Here is a 19813-nt window from a genome sequence, read left to right on the forward strand (position 1 = left end):
TGAGGTTTCCAATGAAAGGCATCATCCTAGCCGGGGGTACAGGTTCACGCTTGTTCCCTCTAACTAAAGTTACAAATAAACATTTGTTGCCCGTCGGTAAGTATCCGATGATCTTTCATTCTATCGCCAAATTGAAAGGATCAGGGATCACGGATACCCTTATCGTTACTGGCAAAGAACATATGGGTGAGGTAGTTAACCTATTAGGCAGCGGCAGAGAGTTTGGCATGTCTTTTACCTATAAAGTTCAAGATGAGGCTGGAGGAATTGCGCAGGCGCTCGGAATGGCAGAACAATTTGTGAATAATGACCGAATGGTTGTTATACTAGGAGATAATGTGTTTGCTGATGGCATAACAAGCTATGTTGAATCATATAGTCAGCAAACGTGTGGGGCAAAGATACTGATTCAAGAGGTTGATGACCCACAGCGTTATGGTGTGCCAGAATTATCTGGTCCGAAAATCGTATCTATTGATGAAAAGCCACTAATACCTAAGAGTAACTTTGCTGTTACTGGAATATATATGTATGATAACCGTGTGTTTGATATTATCCGTTCGCTACGACCTTCTAGTAGGGGGGAGTTAGAGATAACGGATGTTAATAACGCCTATATTGCATCAAATGAACTGACATATGATGTATTACAGGGCTGGTGGACAGATGCGGGTACACATAGTTCCTATAGTAAAGCTAACGAACATGCCAAAGATGTTGTTTATGGTGACGAATTTGGACAGTTCAAAATGTAATTGGTGGTGATAAGCAATGAATATTATTGACACAGCGCTCGCCGGGGTAAAGTTAATTGAGCCCTCTGTCCATGGAGATCAACGAGGATTTTTCATGGAGAGCTATAATGAAAGAGATTTTCATGAACAGGGATTGTTAAATAGGTTTATTCAAGATAATCATTCTTTATCTGCAGAAGTAGGTGTATTAAGAGGACTACATTATCAATTGAATCCTAAAGCTCAAACCAAACTAGTTAGAGTAACTGCAGGAGAAATTTATGATGTAGTTGTCGATTTAAGAAGAGGTTCTTCTACATTCGGACGATGGCAAGGGTTCCATTTATCAGTATCTAACAAGCTGCAGCTGCTTGTTCCTCAAGGCTTTGCTCACGGCTTCTGCACACTCACCCCAAACACCGAAGTCCAATACAAAGTCGACGAATACTATTCTCCCGAGCATGATCGAGGTATCGCATGGAATGATCCTGCTCTAGCTATAGACTGGCCGACGTCGACGCCAATCCTATCGGATAAGGACAGCAAGCATCCGCTGCTTGCTGATGCCGAGAATAACTTTGTATATGAAGGGTGAGTTGTACGCGTGAAACTACTTGTTACTGGCGGTGCCGGATTTATAGGAAGCAACTTTGTACTGTATATGATCAAGAAATATCCCGAGTATAAAATCATTAACGTAGATGCACTAACTTATGCGGGGAATCTTGAAAATCTCCGTTCAATTGAGGGGCATACTAATTATTCTTTTGTGAAAGCAGATATCGCCGATAAAACTGCTTTGGAACCATTGTTTGCTCCAGGAGATATAGATGCTGTATTAAATTTTGCAGCGGAATCACATGTGGATCGCAGTATTCTGCATCCGGAGATTTTTGTTCAGACGAATATTCTCGGAACACAAACGCTGCTTGATCTGTCTAAGCAGTATAATATCAACAAATTTGTGCAAGTATCGACAGATGAGGTATACGGCACGCTCGGCGACACAGGTCTCTTTACAGAAGAGACACCGCTTGCGCCGAACAGCCCTTACTCAGCAAGTAAAGCGGGAGCAGATCTGCTCGTTAGAGCCTACCATGAAACCTTTGGTCTTCCGATTAATATAACACGTTGCTCCAACAATTACGGACCTTACCAATTCCCAGAGAAGCTTATTCCGCTTATGATCCAGAATGCACTTCAAGATAAGCCGCTTCCAGTGTATGGCGACGGTCTTAACGTTCGCGACTGGCTGTATGTAGAAGATCATTGCAGCGCTATTGATCTGGTACTTCATAAAGGCCGGAATGGCGAAGTATACAACGTTGGCGGCAACAACGAACGGACGAACGTCCATGTTGTCAAAACGATTCTTGAAGAGTTGGGCAAACCGGATACTTTGATCACCTATGTGAAGGATCGTCTTGGTCATGATCGCCGTTATGCGATTGATGCCGATAAAATCCGGAATGAACTGGGCTGGCAGCCGCAGTATCCTTACGAAAGCGGAATTAAGGAAACGATTCGCTGGTACCTGAATAATACCGAATGGATGGAGCAGGTCGCATCCGGCTCCTATCAGCAATACTATGATACGCAATATAAGGATCGCCTGGAGGCGAAGTAATGACAGTTGCAAAAATTAAAATTGTCGTAACGGGAGCAAACGGCCAGTTAGGCCGTGAATTGGTTGAAGGTAAGTTTGAAGAAAATACGGTTGAAATCATCGGTTTCAGCCGTAACGAGCTGGATATTACGAATTTGCTGCATTGCCGGGATGTATTGGCAAAGCATCGTCCTGACATTGTTATTCATTGTGCGGCCTATACAGCTGTCGATCAAGCCGAGTCCGAACCGGATGAGGCTTTTCGTGTAAATTCGGCAGGAACACGAAATGTTGCTGTGGCTGCAAGAGAGATTGGAGCAAAACTTTGCTATATTAGCACGGATTATGTGTTTGATGGAACAGCAACGGTGCCTTACAATGAGTTTGATCGTACCCATCCGCAGACGGTATATGGAAAGTCGAAGCTGGCAGGAGAATTTGCCGTACAGACGCTTCATGACCGTTTTTTTATTGTGAGGACGTCTTGGGTATTCGGCAAGTACGGCAATAACTTCGTAAAGACGATGCTGAGGCTGGGGAAAGAAAAGGATCGCTTAAAGGTTGTCGCAGATCAAATTGGTTCTCCAACGTATACGTATGATCTTGCGGCCTTTCTTATCGAACTTGTTCAAACGGATTATTACGGAATTTATCATGTATCGAATACAGAAAGCTGCTCATGGTTTGGCTTTGCAAAGGCAATCTTTGAAGATAGTAGTACTCCGATACATCTTGAGCCCTGTACAACGGAGGAGTTCCCGCGTCCGGCTCCAAGGCCATTCTTTTCAGTTATGGACCATAGTGCTATACGCAGCAATGGATTTACTCCGCTTAGGCCGTGGAGGGAAGCGCTGCAACATTTCTTGAAGGATTGTGAGTGATGGCTGGAATGGCAACGGTAAGCGTTTGTATTGTCACGTATAACAGCGCCGAGGATATTGAAGCTTGCCTTGATGCCGTATGGAGTCAGGTTCATCCGATTGAGCAGATTGTTATTGTAGATAACGCATCGGCAGATGGTACAGCGACACTTATAGAGCATTATGGTGGCGATGAGCGAATCTTCCTCGTGAAAAATGCAATTAATAATGGCTTCGCAGGAGGGCAGAATCAGGCGATAGGTCATACGGATTCCGATTATGTTCTCGTATTGAATCCAGATGTGACGCTGGACCCTGGCTATGTGTCAAATTTAGTCGCTTTCATGGAAGAGAATCGGCAGGTCGGCAGCGCTACAGGAAGACTGGTGCTGTCGGCCGATCTGTCCATTATGGACAGCGCAGGTCTCGGTATGCGCCGGACAAGACAAGCCTATGATCTTGCGGCAGGGGAGCCTGCACATAACTGGTCACAGCAGCAACAGGTGTTTGGGGTATCGGGAGCGGCTGCATTTTATCGGATGGATATGATCCGGGATCTCCAAATAGATGGTCAATTTTTTGATGAGGATTTCTTCGCATACAAAGAAGATGTAGATGTGGCTTGGCGCGCCAAGCAATTGGGATGGGTATCCTACTATATTCCAGAAGCAAGGGCCGTTCATCATCGGGGATGGAAAAAGGGAGGGCGGTCTACGATTCCTTTATTTGTGCGCAGACACTCCTATCAAAATCGCTTCTTCACGCTCTTGAAAAATGAGCAAGCCGGTTGGCATCTTCTGAAGTTAATTCCTTTGCTTGCAGCGGTTGAGACAGCAAAATTGTGCTATATTATACTTAAAGAACCAGGATTATTACGATGCTGGCCAGTCATATTCCGTTCCATGCCGGATATGCTTCGTAAACGAAAATTAATTCAAATGAAAGTAAAACAAGGCCAAATGCAACTAAAACCATCTAATAAGCGTTAAAGAATATAGACGTTGGTACTAGATGGGGTTCACCTATCTCCTAAATTTTGTTACAATGCAAATAGAATCGAAATTTAAGAGAAAGTAGTGAAAGCGGTCCTATGATTCGACAAAATCAAAAAATATTAACGCAATTATATGTACTATCGGATCTGTTGTGTACGTTGATTGTGTTTTTAGCCGCGTATTGGCTTAAATTTCATAGCAATCTGCTCCCCTATCAACAGGGGGCGCCGTTCTCCACCTACCTTCTCTGGGGAACCATCTATTCATTTGCAGCCGTAGTAGTCGGTTTCTATCTCCAGTTCTATGCACCGAAGCGGCGAAAGCGTTATACGCTTGAAGTTTTGAAAATCCTACAGATCCAGACGATCAGCTTTCTCGGTCTGCTCAGCTTGTTCTACATCACGAAGGAAGTACATATTTCCCGGGAATTTCTCGGTATATTTTTTGTTATGAACGTGATGGTCATAACGATTTATCGCTTTATGGTGAAGAAGACGCTTTCTGCCTTCCGGCGTCGCGGCTTCAATAAACGGTTTGTGCTCATATTGGGTGCGGGTTCGGTAGGGCGAAGCTTTTATACCAATCTCCGCAACTATCCCGATCTTGGTTATGAGGTCGTAGGTTTTCTGGATGATTACCAGTCGGAGCATGCTTCGGAGTTAGCGAATATGAAGCCGATTTTAGGCTCGTTAAGTGATCTTCAAGAGCAGTTGAGCCGGCATCCCATCGACGAGGTCATCATTGCCCTGCCGCTGGATGCGCATAAAAAGTATGCGGAAATCATCGAAATTTGCGAGCATGCAGGTGTGAAGACACTGATTATACCGGATTACTTCGATCTGCTGCCAGCAAGGCCATATTTCGACAATTTTGCAGGAATTCCGTTGATTAATGTTCGCGATGTGCCGCTAGACGAGTTGAGTAACCGAATGCTGAAGCGGACGTTCGATATCATTTTCTCATTGATCGCGATATTAGTAACGTCGCCAATTATGCTTTTCGCCTACATCGGGATTAAGCTGACGTCACCTGGACCTGTGCTCTTCAAGCAGGAGCGGATGGGGCTGGACCGCAAATCATTCTATATGTATAAGTTCCGCTCTATGCGGATATCGACGGATAAAGTGGCGGATACGCAGTGGACAGTTCAAAATGACCCGCGGCGTACGAGATTTGGAAGCTTTTTGCGCCAGACGAGTATTGATGAGCTGCCGCAATTTTTTAATGTGCTGTTTGGTCATATGAGTGTTGTAGGGCCAAGGCCGGAACGTCCTTTTTTCGTGAATCAATTCAAAGAAGAAATTCCGAAATATATGATTAAGCATCAGATTCGTCCGGGCATTACAGGCTGGGCGCAGACGAATGGATTACGCGGAGATACATCGATTCAAGACCGTATTGTTCATGATTTATTTTATATCGAGAACTGGACTTTTCTATTCGATTTGAAAATCATTGTGAAGACGGTCGTGAAAGGGTTTGTCAACAAGAATGCATACTGAGTTTACCGAAAATGCTAAAGTTTCCGTTATTATACCAACTTTAAACGCCGGGGCAGCATTTCAAGGTCTGCTCTGGCAGTTGCAAAATCAATCGCTACCGCCGCATGAAATTATCGTGGTCGATTCGGAATCCTCGGACGGTACGGTGGAGCTCGCACAGAAAGCGGGCGCTAAAGTGCTGCGTATTTTGCGAACGGAGTTCGACCATGGCGGCACACGTAATTTTGCGGCATCTCAGGCGTCCGGCAATATTTTTGTATTTATGACACAGGATGTCATGCCGGCTAACGATCGGCTGCTCCAGGAGTTAGTCTCCCCTTTAATGGCAGACGAGCAGACGGCGTACGCCTATGCCAGACAGATTGCCTATCCCGATGCTAATCTCATCGAGCGTTTAGCCCGGGAAAATAATTACCCGCTGCAGGCAACGGTGAAACGAAAGGACGATATTGAGCGTTTAGGTTTAAAAGCCTTTTTTTGTTCCAATGTCTGCTCTGCCATCCATCGGGAAGTGTTTAATGATATGGGGCGATTTCCAGCGCCAGTTATTTTTAATGAAGACCTGTTTATGGCCGCGAAATGTATGCTCGATGGCGGCTATCAAATTGCTTATGCTGCAGAAGCTGCTGTATATCATTCGCATAATTACACGATTAAGCAGCAATTCAAGCGGTTTTTCGACAATGGCGTATCGATGCGCCATAATGAGTGGATTACGAAATACAGCGCCGTTGGCCGGGCAGGCTCAAATTTAGTTCGTACCCAACTAAAAGGGATTGCTTCAGCACGAAAATGGGGATTAGTCCCGCGATTGATAGCAGAATCGGCAGCTAAGCTGATTGGCTATAAGCTGGGACTAAATTATAAACGGCTGCCTCTCGGACTAAGAAGAAGATTCAGTATGCATAAGTTAATTTGGACGCATATCGAAGCATCCCGCCCATCCTCTACTAATAGCAATAATTTTTAGGCTCCATTCTTTCCTCCAAGGAAGAAGGGGCCTTTTTTATTTATGGAAGATGCCTGACAAGTATAGGTTTACCCTCCTCAGGGATACACTAGAACCACTTCCCTTGCTGATACGAGCGGCAGGATGTTCAAAGGTGTGATGCAGGAAATGACAGGATGGCTTACGGCAGCGGCCGTCTTTTTTTTCGGTTTAATCATTCAATCCGCCATCATTATAGGGATGGAAAGAAAGCGTCCGGCGAAGCTGGCAGCGTGGCTGACGATCTCGTTGCTGCTGCCTTATGTCGGCTTCGCGGTAAGAATGCTTCTTGGCCGCACATTAAAGTCCAGAGATAAGACGCTGTTGCAATATGAGTCCCAAGGCTGGCTGGCAGCCCGAAACAGCTCTCTCTGCGCGCAGCAGGCAAGCGATATAGGCAACGTTCATTTCGCCGAGGAGACGAAGCTGTACACGCTGCTGACAGCGGAGCCAGGTCAGCAGATTACACTTCGCAACCGTACGAAGATACTTACGAACGGTGAGGCCAATTTTGACACGATATTGACCTCGATTACGAATGCGAAGCATCATATTCATCTCGATTATTACACGATAAGGGATGACGAGATCGGCCGTCGTTTTCTTGGGTTGTTGACGGCAAAAGCGAGCGAAGGCGTCGAAGTGCGCATTCTCTTCGACGGCGTGGGCAGCTATCGGCTGAGCCGTTCCTACGTGAAGCAGTTAAAAGCGGGGGGCGTACAGGCGTTTTGTTTTCTCCCTCCCTATAAAGCGATATTCAAAAGGCTTCTCAACAACCGCAATCATAGCAAAATTGCTGTCATTGACGGAACCGTAGGCTTCGTTGGCGGAATGAACATCGGAGACGAATATTTAGGCAAGGAGAAAAAGCTAGGCTTCTGGCGAGATACGCAATTGCAGTTGGAGGGAGACTCTGTCTACTGGCTGCAGGAGCTGTTCTTGAAGGATTGGGCGTTTGCAGCAGGGGAGAGACTGAGTCCAAGCCGATATATGCCGTACCATGAACAAGGAGGGCCGCAAGAGGCGGTACTGATCGTCTCCAGCGGTCCTGACCGAAGCGGAGCTCCTATTCTGGAGACCATGTTTGCGGCAGTCTCAGCAGCTAAATCACGAATCTATTTGACGACACCATATTTCATCCCTGATGCCAGTTTGCTCGCGGCGCTTTGTACCGCGGCCAAAAGCGGGATAGACGTGCGTGTCATTATTCCAGGTGTAGCCGATACGCAGCTGGTGTTATGGGCAACTCTGTCTTATATAGAGCCATTATTGAGTTCTGGCGTAAAGGTGTATCGTTATCAGAAAGGGTTCATTCACGCCAAGGTTCTTCTAGTCGATCAAATGGTTGCCTCAGTAGGCACAGCGAACATGGACATGCGCAGCTTTCACAGCAATTATGAGCAGAATGCAATGCTATTCGATGAAGCGGTCATTGCAAGGCTTGACCGTGATTTCGCACAGGATTTGCTCGACAGTGAGCAAATCACACTGGAAAGCTTCCAACAGCGGTCAAAAACAGAAAAGCTGAAAGAAGCGATATCTCAATTGCTGTCGCCGTTTTTATAAACAAGAAAGGGAGCCTTCCAAAGGGCTCCCTTTCATTGATGAGAAGCGACAAATTGAAGCACCGAATCGAGCTTTTGCGGGGGCACGCTATCCATTAAATCACCGTACGATTGCAGCCGTTCTGTTATATTAAGCAGGTTGAAATCGCGAGGGCGGTAACGGCCGCTATGCACTTCGTCCCAAGTTAGAGGCGTGGAGACGGGGGCGCCAATTCTTGCTCGCGGGGTATAGGGAGCGGCAATCGTTTTGCCTGCGAAATGCTGCAAGTAATCGACATAGATCAGGTCGCCGCGATTTTTCGTCAACCGTTCTACCGTAAACAGCGCCGGATGAGCACGGGATAGAAAATCGCCTATAAATTGTCCAAGCTGCCTTAATTCCTCGAATGGACGGGGTTCAGCCAGCGGGACAATAATTTGCAGGCCAGTAGCTCCGGATGTCTTCGGCACAGACTGAATGCCAAGCGACTGCAGCAGCTTTCCGACGATTCCGGCTGCTTCCATTATGCGAGGCTCTTCCTTCAAGGTGGGATCGAGATCGAGCACCCATTCCGGGGCATACTCGGTATCGCCGATAAGATCGAAGGATGCATGGAATTCCAGACAAGCCAAGTTGCCGAGCCAGAGCAGCGTAGGCAGCGAATCGAGCCGGACGTAGGAGATGCCGTTGCTCTCGGCGACCTGTACGAAATCTGGTTTAGGCACGGGACAATTTTTTTGATAAAACGATTTATCGCCTATGCCGTGAGGGAAGCGAATGGTCGTCAAATAGCGGTTCCGGCAATGCTTGATTAGAAAAGGGGACAGAAATGCGAGCTTCTCCATATATTGGAGCTTCGTTATCCCATCCTCCGGCCACAAAGGCTTGTCCGGGTTAGTTACCGTAATTTGCTCGCCTTCAATCTGGAGCAAGGCTGGCTTTGCCTTTTTCCATTGGCTCGAAGTTGTGCGGGGCTCATTCATAAGGGAGCCCCCGGGCGCCCGAAGGAGACGAGCTTGGGATGCCGCAGCAAACCCGCTGAAGTGATCTCCAGCCCCGTTACACGGCAAGGCATAGGAGCGGGAAGCCAAATAACCTCTTCGCCCTTCAGCTCCGCAGGCAAGCTGTCAAACGGCATCGGCCAGGAAGGGGGACTCTCGCTGCGCAGCTGGAGCATTTCACCGATCATCCTCCTCATTTCATCATCGAGCCCAAGTGAGACGCTGCCGAAGAAGCAGCCGCTATCCGGATCGGCCATGACGAGACTGGCGGCGCGGCCTTCGCGGCGCTTCACTCCAACGATCCCGACATCAAGAAGCAGCGCCGTTTTTTTCTTCAGCCAATCGTGATGCTTTTTGCCTTCACGGTAGGGACTATCCGCCCGCTTGCTGACGACGCCTTCCCATCGGTGCTCGACAACCCATTTCCATAAGGCTTCTGCATCAGAGAAAAGATCCGTCGTCATGATCCGCTCGGAGCGAATTGAACCAAGCTTGGCTGCAAGCCGTTTATGACGCTCATGGAACGGAAGAGGGCGCAGATCCTCTTGTCCGTCCTGAAGCAGATCAAACACGACGTATAAAATTCGTCCTTCACCTTTGTTGTTTTCGTTAGACGTAACGCCGCCAATCCGTTCTCGCTGCAGCACCTTTTGAAAATTAGGCCGAAGGCCGTCCCAATAGACGACCTCACCGTCGAGCACGCAGGAGCCAAGCTCTTTCGTAAGCATGGTGAGCGCACGAACAATTTCCGGGTAGACGGCTTCCTTACGAAGCAGCTTCCGCGAGTACAGCTGGATGTCCCCGTTGCCGTCCAGCAAGGCGATCATTCGAACGCCGTCCCATTTCAATTGATAGACCCACCCCGGTTCCTGTGGCAGCTTGTCTGTGCTGACGGGGATCATCGGCTCGCTTATAGAAATTGCATTAGCGGCAATCATCAGGAGACAGTTTCTTTCTTCGTTTTGGACGATGCTCTAGGCTTGCGCGGTTTAGGAAGCTGAGCTTCGCCAGTTTCTCCACTTCCCGTCCCACCATCGGCTTCTGCAGTCTCTGCTCCCGTCGACGCAGCAGGTTTAACGCCTGCTCCCGTGTCCAATCCTGCGGCACCTTTAGGCGGCAGCTTGGCTGCCTCCAAGCTCGCTTGCAGCGCTGCCATCAAATCGATCACATTCGTTTGCTCCTGCTGCGGAGCGATGCGAATTTCTTCGCCTGCGATCTTGCTGTTGATCAGATTGGTCATATTGACACGATAATCGTCGCTGTACTTTTCCGGCTCAAACGGGGTAGACAGCTGTTCGATCAACAGCTTGGCCATCGTCAGCTCTTTGTCGTTCACTTGAACAGCGTCTGGCAGCCCAGGTACCTGAGATATCGCACGAATCTCATCGGGGTAATAGATTGTCTCCATTGCCAAGCAATTATCAATAACGCGAATAGCAGCGAGGCTGCTTTTGGAGCGGATAGATACTTTGGCTATGCCGATGCGGCCGGAGTCTGACATTGCCTTCAGCAGCAGGTGATAAGCGTTGCCGCCTGCCTGATCAGGGGATAAGTAATATGTCTTTTGAAAATAAATCGGATCGATTTCCTCCAGCGCAACGAAATCCAAAATTTGAATTGTGCGGGACTTTTCCCCGGCAAGCTGGTCCAGTTCTTCTTTTTCGAACAGGACATAGCGGCCCTTATCATATTCGTAGCCCTTCACGATATCATCCCAGTCTGTCTCGACGTCGCAATTGTTGCAGCGCCGAACATAGCTGATGGGACCGCCGCAGGTTTTATGAAGCATTCGCAGCGAAATATCTTTGTCTTCCGTAGCCGAGAACATTTTAACCGGTACATGCACGAGACCGAAGCTGATTGCGCCCTTCCATACGGTATGCATACGATTCATCCTCTCCATTTTGGTTGTTATTATTGTTGCCGGAATGCATGGAATCCAGTCAGAACGGGCATATTTTGCTGGAGTACACCAGGATGGGAGGAGGCAAGCGAATGGCAGACGAGAAAAAAGCAGCCGAGGAATGTACAGGCGATGGTTGCCATGAAGGCCGCAACGATTACTTCATGGATATCGACCGAATGGTGAACGAGGGACTCGGCGGAGGTCAGGTAACGATGCATAACGGGCTGATTGAAGAGACGACGACCGATACGATGGACTTGGAGCGCAAGGCTCCCGATAGCGTAGCTGTAGAAGAATAATTCCTTACCCAGCGCCAAATACCACCTTACATGCCGAAAGAAGGTTTTGATCCATTATGGAAGCAACGAGAGCGAAGCAAATTTACGAGTCCAAGCAAACGATCGGCGTGCAGCTCGACGGTGAGAAGCAGGTCTGGATCGAAAGCGTCGACGAGGCCAATGGGATGGCAACCGTCCAAGTTGGTTCCGACCCGCTCAATACGCACACGGTGTCCGTGGACAGACTGAAGGAAGAGACCTAATGGCTCATTAGACTAAAAAAAGAGGGCTGTACCCGCAAGGTCTATTCTGCTTGGAGCAGAGCACAGACCTAATGGCGGATACAGCCCTTTTTCTCGAGTTGCTATTGCTATCTTTCCTTGCATGGCTGAACGTTTCATCTACATTCCGCCGAAAGCTTCGCGGAACGCCTGGCTCAGGCGGGCCGGATCGACCTCCCATAGCTCGGCGATTTCGGCGCTAACTTGTTCGTCCCACCAATCGGAAAGCACTTTGCGGTTGCTCTCATGCTCGGCGATCCAAGTTAAATTCAGCACGACTTTTTTATAATACAGCGCTTCGGCTTGCTCCATTTTGTCCTTTGGCACCCACAGCTTGAGCCGCTTGGTGGTGCGATACAGCTCATTGCTGCAAGCACGCCGTATTTTTCGCGCGGTTGGGAGATTGGAGGCATGCTTCTGGGCGGATGGCTTCATCATTGACCAACTCCTCTCTACCCATATGTATGCGATAGACTAGGGGAAGGTCACAGCCGTCCTAATCGACGACAATATAGCCGACCATCGGCCCGCTGTGACGCATATCGGTGTGGGACAGACATATAATCGGATAGGTGCCCTCGCGGTCAGCGGTAAAACGGACGACGGTCGTTTCTCCCTTTTTCACTTCACCCTTTACGCCAAGTCCTTCGATAACGAAGGGATGGCTTTTCCCTTGAAAACCGTTGATACGCAGCTCAATAGATTCACCTTTTTGAACGATAATGGTACCCGGATCCCATCGATACACCTCCTGCTCTTTCCCGTCCGTTCCAGTTGTTTTGAATTCAACGGTTACGAGCTCAATGGGACGGGGCTCCGAAGAATTGCCGCTGGCTGCCTTGGAACGGTCCCAGCTCCAGAACGCCATGGCGAGAATCAGGATCAGTGCAACGAATGCAAGCCATTTCAAATGCTTTTTTTGGACAAACAGTACTTTAGACATGTTCGGCAGCCACCTCTTTTAATTCGATTTTCTGCTAGTCTATGCGAGGGCTTGTCTGTACATGACTTACAGGCGATGGCTGTCTGTGCTTGGATATGGTAGAATACAGGCGGGAAACAAACGATAGAGAGGCGGATGAACGGATTGATGGAATGGATTTCTGGCGTACTGCATGACCTGTTGTTATGGATCGAGAGTCTTGGCTATTTTGGTATTTTGATTGGACTTTTAATTGAAGTTATACCGAGTGAGATCGTGCTGGGTTTTGGCGGTTATCTGGTATCCAAAGGAGACATTTCGTACATAGGGGCAGTTATATTCGGTACGATTGGAGCCGTTGGCCAGAACTGGATTTTGTATGCGTTCGGCCGCTTTGGCGGACGTCCTATTGTGGAGAAGTATGGGAAGTATATTAAAATAAAACCGAAGCATGTGGACCTTGCCGAAAGCTGGTTCAACAAGTATGGCTCCGGCATCGTCTTTACGGCTCGTTTCGTTCCCGTTATGCGCCAGGTCATCTCCATTCCGGCCGGTATGGCCAAAATGCCTTTCTGGCTGTTTACGGGGCTGACAGCGGCCGCTTCGCTGCCATGGTCGCTTCTATTTGTCTATTTGGGCATGAAGCTCGGCGATCAATGGGAGACGATCGACCAGGAAGCGGGCAAGTACGTGCAGCCGGCGATTCTGATCGCATTAGCGCTATTGATCGTGTACGTCATCTTCAAGATTGTGCGTGCACGCGGTAAATCGGTATAATTGAAAGACGAAATAATTTTTGCAAATTAGGAAGGATGGATTCTCGTGACGAAAAGCATAGCGGAAAAACAAAGCAAAGGCATCAGCCCGCAGCAGTTTATCGATGGCATGACTAAAAACCAGGAGGCCTTCCTCGGCTGGTCCGACAAATTCGTCTGGACAAGTGATGAAGACCGTACTTTCTTTGAATCGCTTAAACAACGCGATGACTTGCGTGTTCATATTCTTATGGCGGACTGGTGCGGCGATGTCGTACGCAACATTCCGGTTGTATTCAAGGCGCTGGAAGCTGGCAGCCTGCCAGTAGAAGTACTTATTATGGAAGAGCATCTGGACACGATGGATCAGTATTTGACAATGGGCGGACGCTCCGTGCCAGTCGTTATTTTCGCTAATCCGGAAGGCAATGTTCTTGGTACATGGGGTCCGCGTCCAACTTATATTCAAGAGCCGATGGTCGCGTTCAAGCAAGCGAACCCAGACCGCGAAGCGGCCGACTATCAAGCGAATCTCGCAGAGACGCGCCAAGAAATTATGCGCCGTTACGGTGAGGGAACGGAATATCAAACGTTAATTATTAAAGAACTGCGGTCTCTTATTGAGTCGTTCTGAATCGGATAGGAGCCTGATTAATGATGCGTATTGAATCCTTCGTATTGGGACCATTACAGACGAACTGTTATTTACTTACAAATAAAGATGAAGAGAGCGGTAAAGAGCGCGGCATCATCATCGATCCCGGCATGAATCCGAAAAAGCTGCTGGAGCGGATCGCCAATGTTCACATCGAGGCGATTTTGCTGACGCATGCCCATTTCGACCATATGGGAGGAGTCGCCGAAGTTCGGGAAGCGGCGGGTTGTCCCGTCTATATTCATGATCTGGAGGCGGACTGGCTGACCGATCCGAAGAAAAACGGCTCGGCGCGGTGGCCGGACGCGACGCCTCCGCTTACGACAGAGCCAGCGGAATATGCGCTGGACGAAGGCATGACGCTGAAGCTGATTGGCGAGACCTTCAAGGTTATGCATACACCGGGACATTCGCCAGGCAGCGTCAGCTTCCTGAACGGAAAGGATTTATTTTCCGGAGACGTGCTGTTCCGCTCGTCAGTGGGGCGGACCGATCTGCCGGGAGGCCGGGAACGTGATTTATTTGATTCAATCCGAGTGAAACTTTATGCGCTGCCGGATGACGTCACCGTTTATTCCGGACATGGTCCGAAGACGTCGATTGGATTTGAAAAAGTAAACAATCCGTATGTGCGCCCATAAGCTCTCATAGGGACGAGAATATAAGAATGAAGAGGGACGGTGCATCGCATTTGGCAGGAACGACGGCAAAGCATAGCGAGGTCGCAACAGAGGAAGCCTCGGGCAAAACGGTACGTACGGCGGAGCAGATTGCAGCCGAAAATGAACGCATTATAAAAGGGATGGCGTCCTCCCTCTCCATTCCGCTATCAAAGGTGAAAGCCGCGGTATCGCTGCTGGACGAAGGCAATACGATTCCGTTTATCGCCCGTTACCGGAAGGAAATGACCGGAGAGCTGGACGAGAATGAATTGCGCTCTATAGAAGAGCGGCTGCAATATTTGCGTAACTTGGAGGAGCGCAAGCGTGAGGTCATCCGGCTTATTGACGAGCAGGGCAAGCTGACGGAAGCGCTGCGGGCTTCGATTGAGGCTTCGGTTAAGCTTCAAGAGATTGAAGATTTATACCGTCCTTACCGGCAAAAGCGGAAGACTCGCGCTAGTGTAGCCAAGGAACGCGGCCTGGAACCGCTAGCCGATTGGCTCTGGTCGCAGCCGAAGCAGGGCGAGCCGCTTGCAGAAGCCAAGCGTTATATCGATGCGGAGAAGGGCGTTGCAAGCGTGGAGGACGCGCTGCAAGGCGCGATGGACATTTTGGCCGAAAATATTGCTGACGAGGCTGTAATCCGCGCCTGGGTGCGTAAGCATACGTTTGATCAGGGCTTGATTCAGACCGCAGCGAAAAACAAAGACGTCGAATCGGTTTACGAAATGTATTACAGCTATGAAGAACCGATTCGCAAGCTGCCTCCGCATCGCGTGCTGGCTATTAACCGGGGCGAGCGGGAGGATATATTGAGGGTGTCATTTGCGATTCAGGCGGAACGTATCCACGATTATATCCAGCGGAAAATACTGCGCAACTATACAGCAGCTGCCGTACGCGAAGTGCTCGTAGCCGTTACTGAAGATGCGTACAAGCGTCTTATAGCTCCGTCGATTGAGCGCGAGGTGCGCGGCGAGCTGACCGAAAAGGCAGAGGAGCATGCAATTTCGATCTTTTCGGAAAATCTGCGCAATCTGCTGCTGCAGCCGCCCGTTCGCGGCAATATTGTCCTTGGCGTCGATCCGGCCTTCCGGACAGGCTGCAAGCTGGCGGTCATTGACGATACCGGCAAGCTGCTTGAGGTAGCGGTATCCTATCCGACACCTCCGAATAACAAGGTCAGAGAAGCCGAGCTGCTGATTAATGGGCTGATCGACAAGTATAAAGTCGAATTGATTGTCATCGGCAACGGTACGGCGTCCCGCGAAACCGAACAATTCATCGCTTCTCTTATTGGCAAGCGGAAAGAAGCCGGATTAGCCGGCAGCGGTGAGCTGAAATATATTATCGTCAGCGAAGCCGGAGCAAGCGTGTATTCGGCATCGAAGCTGGCTGCAGAAGAGTTCCCGGAGCTGGATGTTGCGGAGCGCAGTGCGGTATCTATTGCCCGGAGGCTGCAAGACCCGTTGGCGGAACTTGTGAAGATTGAGCCGAAGGCCATCGGCGTCGGGCAATACCAGCATGATGTGAGCCAGAAGCGGTTGGACGAAAGTCTCGGCGGCGTCGTGGAATCTGCGGTTAACCATGTCGGCGTAGACGTGAATACGGCGTCGGCTTCGCTGCTTTCATATGTAGCCGGCATCAATACGACGATCGCCCGTAATATCGTCAAGTACCGGGAGGAGAACGGACGGTTTGCGAAGCGCGGACAGCTGCAGAAGGTGCCGCGGCTGGGCGCGAAGTCGTACGAGCAGTGTATCGGCTTTCTGCGGATACCGGAAGCGGCTAATCCACTCGACCGGACGCCGATTCACCCTGAATCGTATGACGTCGTCGATAAGCTGTTTGCCGAGCTTGGCGTTAAGCCGAAGCAGATCGGCACAGAGGAGCTGAAGGAAAAGCTGACGGCTGTTCAGCCAGATGCTGTTGCTCCGGCGCTTGGCGTAGGCGTTCCGACGCTTAAAGACATTATCGATAGCTTGCTCCGCCCGGGACGTGATCCGCGGGAGGAGCTGCCTGCTCCGATTTTTCATACCGATGTGCTGAACATTGAAGATCTGACGCCGGGGATGGAACTGCACGGGACTGTCCGCAACGTTATCGATTTTGGCGCTTTTATCGACATTGGTATCAAAAATGATGGACTCGTTCACATTTCACAAATGAGTGACAAGTTTATTAAACATCCGATGGATGTCGTATCTGTCGGTGACACTGTGACGGTATGGGTATTAAACGTCGATCTGAAAAAGGGCCGCGTAGGCTTGACGATGCGCAAGCAAAGTTAAAATAGGAATCAACTGGGCTTGCCTGTCAAAAGGCAAGCCCTTTATAATGAGTATAGAGCCCTCTAATATCCTTTAAGGGAAGGAGAGAGTGCATTTATGCAACCAGAAAGTAAAATCGATAAAATCGCCAAATGCGTCGTATCGCCAAATCACAAATGGTTTGGACTATCGCTGCAAGCTATGGTCGTTTTATCGCGCAAGAAGCAGGCTTGTTCGAGCAATGAGCTGGCCGGGTATTTGAAGTCGGAGGCAACGATGCTGCGGCGTGTCCTCGCGAAGCTAGCCCGTGAAGGGCTGCTGGAGACAAGAGAGGGGCGGGACGGCGGTTATCGTTTAAATCGTTTGCCAGAGGCAATAACGCTTGCAGACGTCTATCTCGCGCTTAAGGTCGGAGAACCGCTTTGCAACGGGATGCTGGATACAACAGGCGTGCACGAGTTTGGACAAGAAATGAAGCAAGCCTTTGTTGAGATCACCGATGAGGTGGAGCGTAAAACGGTTGAAACGCTGCAGCAGACTACCATTCTGCAGCTAGCGGAACGCGTATGCGCATTGAAACACTTGAGCCAGGAAGAAACGGCTAGTCCAGCGCTGGGAACATAGTTATTTTTACCCGATTGACAGAAGAGAATTTGGGATTTATACTGAGCTTAAATTCGTCACAGTTACTATGATTTAAACTGTGAGAGATTGTACACAGTAAACGTTGAATTTTTTTGCGTTAAACTGAGCAAGATGTAGCACAGATAAAAATTTGGAGGGATTCCATAATGAGTACTCAAACAGAAGCACAAGTAAACCAAGCATTTTTAGAAGTATTAGAAGGCCGCCATTCCGTTCGTCACTACGATCCGGAATTCAAAATCGCACAAGAAGAAATTGAAGAAATTTTGAAGCTGGCAACGAAATCGCCATCGTCCTCGAATACACAGTCGTGGCGTTTCCTCGTTGTAACGGATCAAGAGCTTAAAAAACAACTGCTGCCAATCGCCAACAATCAGCAGCAAATTGTAGACTCTTCGGCCGTTATCGTCTTGCTTGGCGATTTGGAAATGTATAAAAATGTGGAGAAAATCAATCACCTCGCTGTAGAAGCGGGTTATATGACAGAGGAATTCGCGAAGCAATTTACCGAAAACTCGGTTAAGCTGTACACATCGATTCCGAAGGAGCGTCTGCACGAAGTGGCGGTATTCGACGCTGGTCTTGTCGCGATGCAAATCATGCTGGTTGCCAAATCGAAAGGGTATGACACGGTACCAATGGGCGGTTATGACCGCGAGAAGCTGAAGGCGTTCTTCAACATTCCGGACCGCTACGCACCAACGATTCTGATTCCGATCGGCAAAGCAGCGACTGAAGGCCGCTCGACTGCACGTCTGCCTATCGAAGACGTAACGTTCTGGAACAAAATCTAATAACCGGTAAAAACCCGCTAGCCGAATCCGGCAGCGGGTTTTTTGTTTGTGTATCAAGCTGTAAGTATCTTATAACGCTATTAATGAAGCGTAGTCAGCTCGGAGCCGTCTTCTTCACCTTTGGGACTTTGTCTGTTACGGTAGAAATACCAGCATTCGTTCAGCAGCTTGATCTGTCTGCGGTCTTTTTTCAGAAAGGCACGCATCATTTGGTTGCATAGCCATTGCGGCATACGGATCGTCCTCCTCCCGGCCTAACATGATGTATTACTACCATATGGAGGAGGGCGAATATCCGTGCAGGTCCTAGATCAGCTCTTCATCTTCATACCATTGCTCAAGCTGGGCTTGAAGCGCCCGGATTTCAGTCAGTAAGGCGATCAGCGGATAGGCGGATTCCTTCACACTGGCGAAGTCACGCTCCAGTTGGTTAATGTAGTCCAGACCGGAGATAATCGCTAGCGAGTCATCGTGAAGCTCGACATTATCGCATTCTGCGACAGCGTAAGGCAGCTGCGGAATGCGGTCAGCGGTAAGTTTATCGATCTCTTTATGAAGGCGCAGGTTTAGCGCGCTTAATTGATAAGCGTGAGTTTCCGGCATTTCTACGAAAAACAGGCTTTCCTTGTCCTTCATGATTACATAGCGCATAGTTGGCATCTGAAAATAAGCTCCCCTCGGTTCGATCCATGGCGCGTATTCGCGCGGCAAATCGCCGATCGAAATAATTGCTACTTGAAGTGTAGCGTATGAACGCTTTAAAATTCAAGTAGTGGGGGAGAATACGATGACATTATTAATGAATGATCAAACGCTGCAGCTTTGGGTGGAGCGGGTGTCGCTGGAAAGTTTCGGCAGGCCCTTTAAGCACAAGGCCACGTTCAACCGCAGGCTGAAGGCAACTGGCGGACGTTATTTTACTAAATCGCATAATATAGAAATCAGTCCGCATCAGCTCGAAAACTTCGGGCAAGAGGAAACGGAAAAAATTATTAAGCATGAGCTATGCCATTATCATCTTCATATTATGAAGAGAGGCTACCAGCATCGCGATCAGGATTTCAAACAGCTGCTTGCCCATGTAGGCGGATCGCGTTATTGCAAGTCGCTTCCTGAGCGGGCGGAGCGCAAGCCTGCACCGTTTCGGTACAAGCTCGTATGCGGCAATTGCGGCATGGAATACCCGCGCCGAAGAAGGCTAAATCCGGCTCGTTATGTCTGCGGAAAATGTCGTGGAAAATTATTTTTAAAAACGCTTGACCTCGTGGAGAAGCCGTGATATATTATTACTTGTCGCCGCTGAGAAACACGACGGCAAACGAATTAAAAAATTAGCACATATTCCCTGATAGCTCAGTTGGTAGAGCACTCGACTGTTAATCGAGTTGTCACAGGTTCGAGTCCTGTTCGGGGA

Annotated in this window: 24 protein-coding genes and 1 tRNA gene; 18 read left to right on the top strand and 7 right to left on the bottom strand. The window is 48.9% G+C overall.

Annotation, left to right across the window (positions count from 1 at the left end; translation table 11 throughout):
* Positions 1-11 precede the first annotated feature (11 nt).
* From IEX98_RS08270 to cls, 8 genes are all read left to right on the top strand, one after another.
* Positions 12-755 (top strand): sugar phosphate nucleotidyltransferase, encoded by a 744-nt coding sequence (locus IEX98_RS08270; protein ID WP_188888430.1) that lies wholly within the window; start codon positions 12-14, stop codon positions 753-755.
* A gap of 16 nt (positions 756-771) precedes the next feature.
* Positions 772-1329 (top strand): dTDP-4-dehydrorhamnose 3,5-epimerase, encoded by a 558-nt coding sequence (rfbC, locus tag IEX98_RS08275; RefSeq protein ID WP_188888431.1) that lies wholly within the window; start codon positions 772-774, stop codon positions 1327-1329.
* A gap of 9 nt (positions 1330-1338) precedes the next feature.
* On the top strand, positions 1339-2361 hold the full coding sequence (rfbB, locus tag IEX98_RS08280) for a dTDP-glucose 4,6-dehydratase (protein ID WP_188888432.1): 1023 nt from the start codon (positions 1339-1341) through the stop codon (positions 2359-2361).
* A gap of 14 nt (positions 2362-2375) precedes the next feature.
* Positions 2376-3221 carry a dTDP-4-dehydrorhamnose reductase gene (gene rfbD, locus IEX98_RS08285; RefSeq protein ID WP_188888564.1) on the top strand — a complete coding sequence of 282 codons (846 nt, stop codon included), beginning with the start codon at positions 2376-2378 and terminating at the stop codon, positions 3219-3221.
* Positions 3221-4189, top strand: coding sequence for a glycosyltransferase family 2 protein (locus tag IEX98_RS08290; protein WP_188888433.1), 969 nt, complete (start codon positions 3221-3223; stop codon positions 4187-4189). Before rfbD ends, IEX98_RS08290 begins: the two co-directional genes overlap by 1 nt.
* A 101-nt stretch (positions 4190-4290) precedes the next feature.
* Positions 4291-5697 (top strand): undecaprenyl-phosphate glucose phosphotransferase, encoded by a 1407-nt coding sequence (locus IEX98_RS08295; protein ID WP_188888434.1) that lies wholly within the window; start codon positions 4291-4293, stop codon positions 5695-5697.
* Positions 5687-6667: a glycosyltransferase family 2 protein gene (locus IEX98_RS08300; RefSeq protein WP_188888435.1), complete on the top strand. Its 981-nt coding sequence runs from the start codon at positions 5687-5689 to the stop codon at positions 6665-6667. The genes IEX98_RS08295 and IEX98_RS08300 overlap by 11 nt, the downstream gene beginning before the upstream one ends.
* Before the next feature lie 147 nt (positions 6668-6814).
* Positions 6815-8251 carry a cardiolipin synthase gene (gene cls, locus IEX98_RS08305; RefSeq protein ID WP_188888436.1) on the top strand — a complete coding sequence of 479 codons (1437 nt, stop codon included), beginning with the start codon at positions 6815-6817 and terminating at the stop codon, positions 8249-8251.
* A gap of 32 nt (positions 8252-8283) precedes the next feature.
* Here cls and ligD read toward each other — a convergent pair whose 3' ends face one another.
* From ligD to ku, 3 genes are read right to left on the bottom strand one after another with little or no spacing between them, the layout of a single operon-like run.
* Positions 8284-9213, bottom strand: a complete 930-nt coding sequence (gene ligD / locus IEX98_RS08310) for a non-homologous end-joining DNA ligase (RefSeq protein WP_188888437.1) — start codon at positions 9211-9213, stop codon at positions 8284-8286.
* On the bottom strand, positions 9210-10169 hold the full coding sequence (locus IEX98_RS08315; protein ID WP_188888438.1) for an ATP-dependent DNA ligase: 960 nt from the start codon (positions 10167-10169) through the stop codon (positions 9210-9212). The genes ligD and IEX98_RS08315 overlap by 4 nt, the downstream gene beginning before the upstream one ends.
* Entirely contained in the window at positions 10169-11116 is a 948-nt protein-coding gene (ku, locus tag IEX98_RS08320) for a non-homologous end joining protein Ku (RefSeq protein WP_188888439.1), read from the bottom strand. The genes IEX98_RS08315 and ku overlap by 1 nt, the downstream gene beginning before the upstream one ends.
* Before the next feature lie 110 nt (positions 11117-11226).
* Here ku and IEX98_RS08325 point away from each other — a divergent pair, with 110 nt between their 5' ends.
* Both IEX98_RS08325 and IEX98_RS08330 read left to right on the top strand, forming a co-directional pair.
* On the top strand, positions 11227-11436 hold the full coding sequence (locus IEX98_RS08325; protein ID WP_188888440.1) for a hypothetical protein: 210 nt from the start codon (positions 11227-11229) through the stop codon (positions 11434-11436).
* A 56-nt stretch (positions 11437-11492) separates the two neighbouring features.
* Complete coding sequence (locus IEX98_RS08330) at positions 11493-11678, top strand: H-type small acid-soluble spore protein (protein WP_188888441.1); 186 nt, start codon at positions 11493-11495, stop codon at positions 11676-11678.
* A 138-nt stretch (positions 11679-11816) separates the two neighbouring features.
* On the opposite strand, the gene IEX98_RS08335 is transcribed toward IEX98_RS08330, so the two are convergent.
* Together IEX98_RS08335 and IEX98_RS08340 are read right to left on the bottom strand one after the other, a co-directional pair.
* Positions 11817-12131 (bottom strand): dehydrogenase, encoded by a 315-nt coding sequence (locus IEX98_RS08335; protein ID WP_188888565.1) that lies wholly within the window; start codon positions 12129-12131, stop codon positions 11817-11819.
* A 61-nt stretch (positions 12132-12192) separates the two neighbouring features.
* Positions 12193-12639: a cupredoxin domain-containing protein gene (locus IEX98_RS08340; protein ID WP_188888442.1), complete on the bottom strand. Its 447-nt coding sequence runs from the start codon at positions 12637-12639 to the stop codon at positions 12193-12195.
* 147 nt (positions 12640-12786) lie between these two features.
* On the opposite strand from IEX98_RS08340, the gene IEX98_RS08345 reads away from it, so the two are divergent.
* The 6 genes from IEX98_RS08345 (at position 12787) to IEX98_RS08370 (ending at position 18399) form a co-directional block, all read left to right on the top strand.
* Complete coding sequence (locus tag IEX98_RS08345; protein ID WP_188888566.1) at positions 12787-13395, top strand: DedA family protein; 609 nt, start codon at positions 12787-12789, stop codon at positions 13393-13395.
* Between the two features lie 45 nt (positions 13396-13440).
* Entirely contained in the window at positions 13441-14007 is a 567-nt protein-coding gene (locus tag IEX98_RS08350; RefSeq protein ID WP_188888443.1) for a thioredoxin family protein, read from the top strand.
* A 23-nt stretch (positions 14008-14030) separates the two neighbouring features.
* On the top strand, positions 14031-14669 hold the full coding sequence (locus IEX98_RS08355; RefSeq protein WP_188888567.1) for an MBL fold metallo-hydrolase: 639 nt from the start codon (positions 14031-14033) through the stop codon (positions 14667-14669).
* A 26-nt stretch (positions 14670-14695) separates the two neighbouring features.
* Positions 14696-16981 carry a Tex family protein gene (locus tag IEX98_RS08360; protein WP_188888444.1) on the top strand — a complete coding sequence of 762 codons (2286 nt, stop codon included), beginning with the start codon at positions 14696-14698 and terminating at the stop codon, positions 16979-16981.
* Positions 16982-17077: 96 nt separating this feature from the next.
* Complete coding sequence (locus IEX98_RS08365; protein WP_188888445.1) at positions 17078-17584, top strand: RrF2 family transcriptional regulator; 507 nt, start codon at positions 17078-17080, stop codon at positions 17582-17584.
* Positions 17585-17751: 167 nt separating this feature from the next.
* Complete coding sequence (locus IEX98_RS08370; protein WP_188888446.1) at positions 17752-18399, top strand: nitroreductase family protein; 648 nt, start codon at positions 17752-17754, stop codon at positions 18397-18399.
* Positions 18400-18479: 80 nt separating this feature from the next.
* Here the strand turns inward: IEX98_RS08370 and cmpA are convergent, their stop codons facing one another.
* Entirely contained in the window at positions 18480-18632 is a 153-nt protein-coding gene (cmpA, locus tag IEX98_RS08375) for a cortex morphogenetic protein CmpA (RefSeq protein WP_188888447.1), read from the bottom strand.
* A gap of 73 nt (positions 18633-18705) precedes the next feature.
* Positions 18706-19059, bottom strand: coding sequence for a hydrolase/acyltransferase (locus IEX98_RS08380; RefSeq protein WP_188888448.1), 354 nt, complete (start codon positions 19057-19059; stop codon positions 18706-18708).
* A 139-nt stretch (positions 19060-19198) separates the two neighbouring features.
* Between IEX98_RS08380 and IEX98_RS08385 the strand changes: the two genes are divergently transcribed.
* Complete coding sequence (locus tag IEX98_RS08385) at positions 19199-19678, top strand: SprT family protein (protein ID WP_188888568.1); 480 nt, start codon at positions 19199-19201, stop codon at positions 19676-19678.
* Positions 19679-19741: 63 nt separating this feature from the next.
* A tRNA-Asn gene (locus IEX98_RS08390) sits at positions 19742-19813 on the top strand.

It is taken from the genome of Paenibacillus radicis (ex Gao et al. 2016), from assembly GCF_014641555.1.
GTDB lineage: Bacteria > Bacillota > Bacilli > Paenibacillales > Paenibacillaceae > Pristimantibacillus > Pristimantibacillus radicis.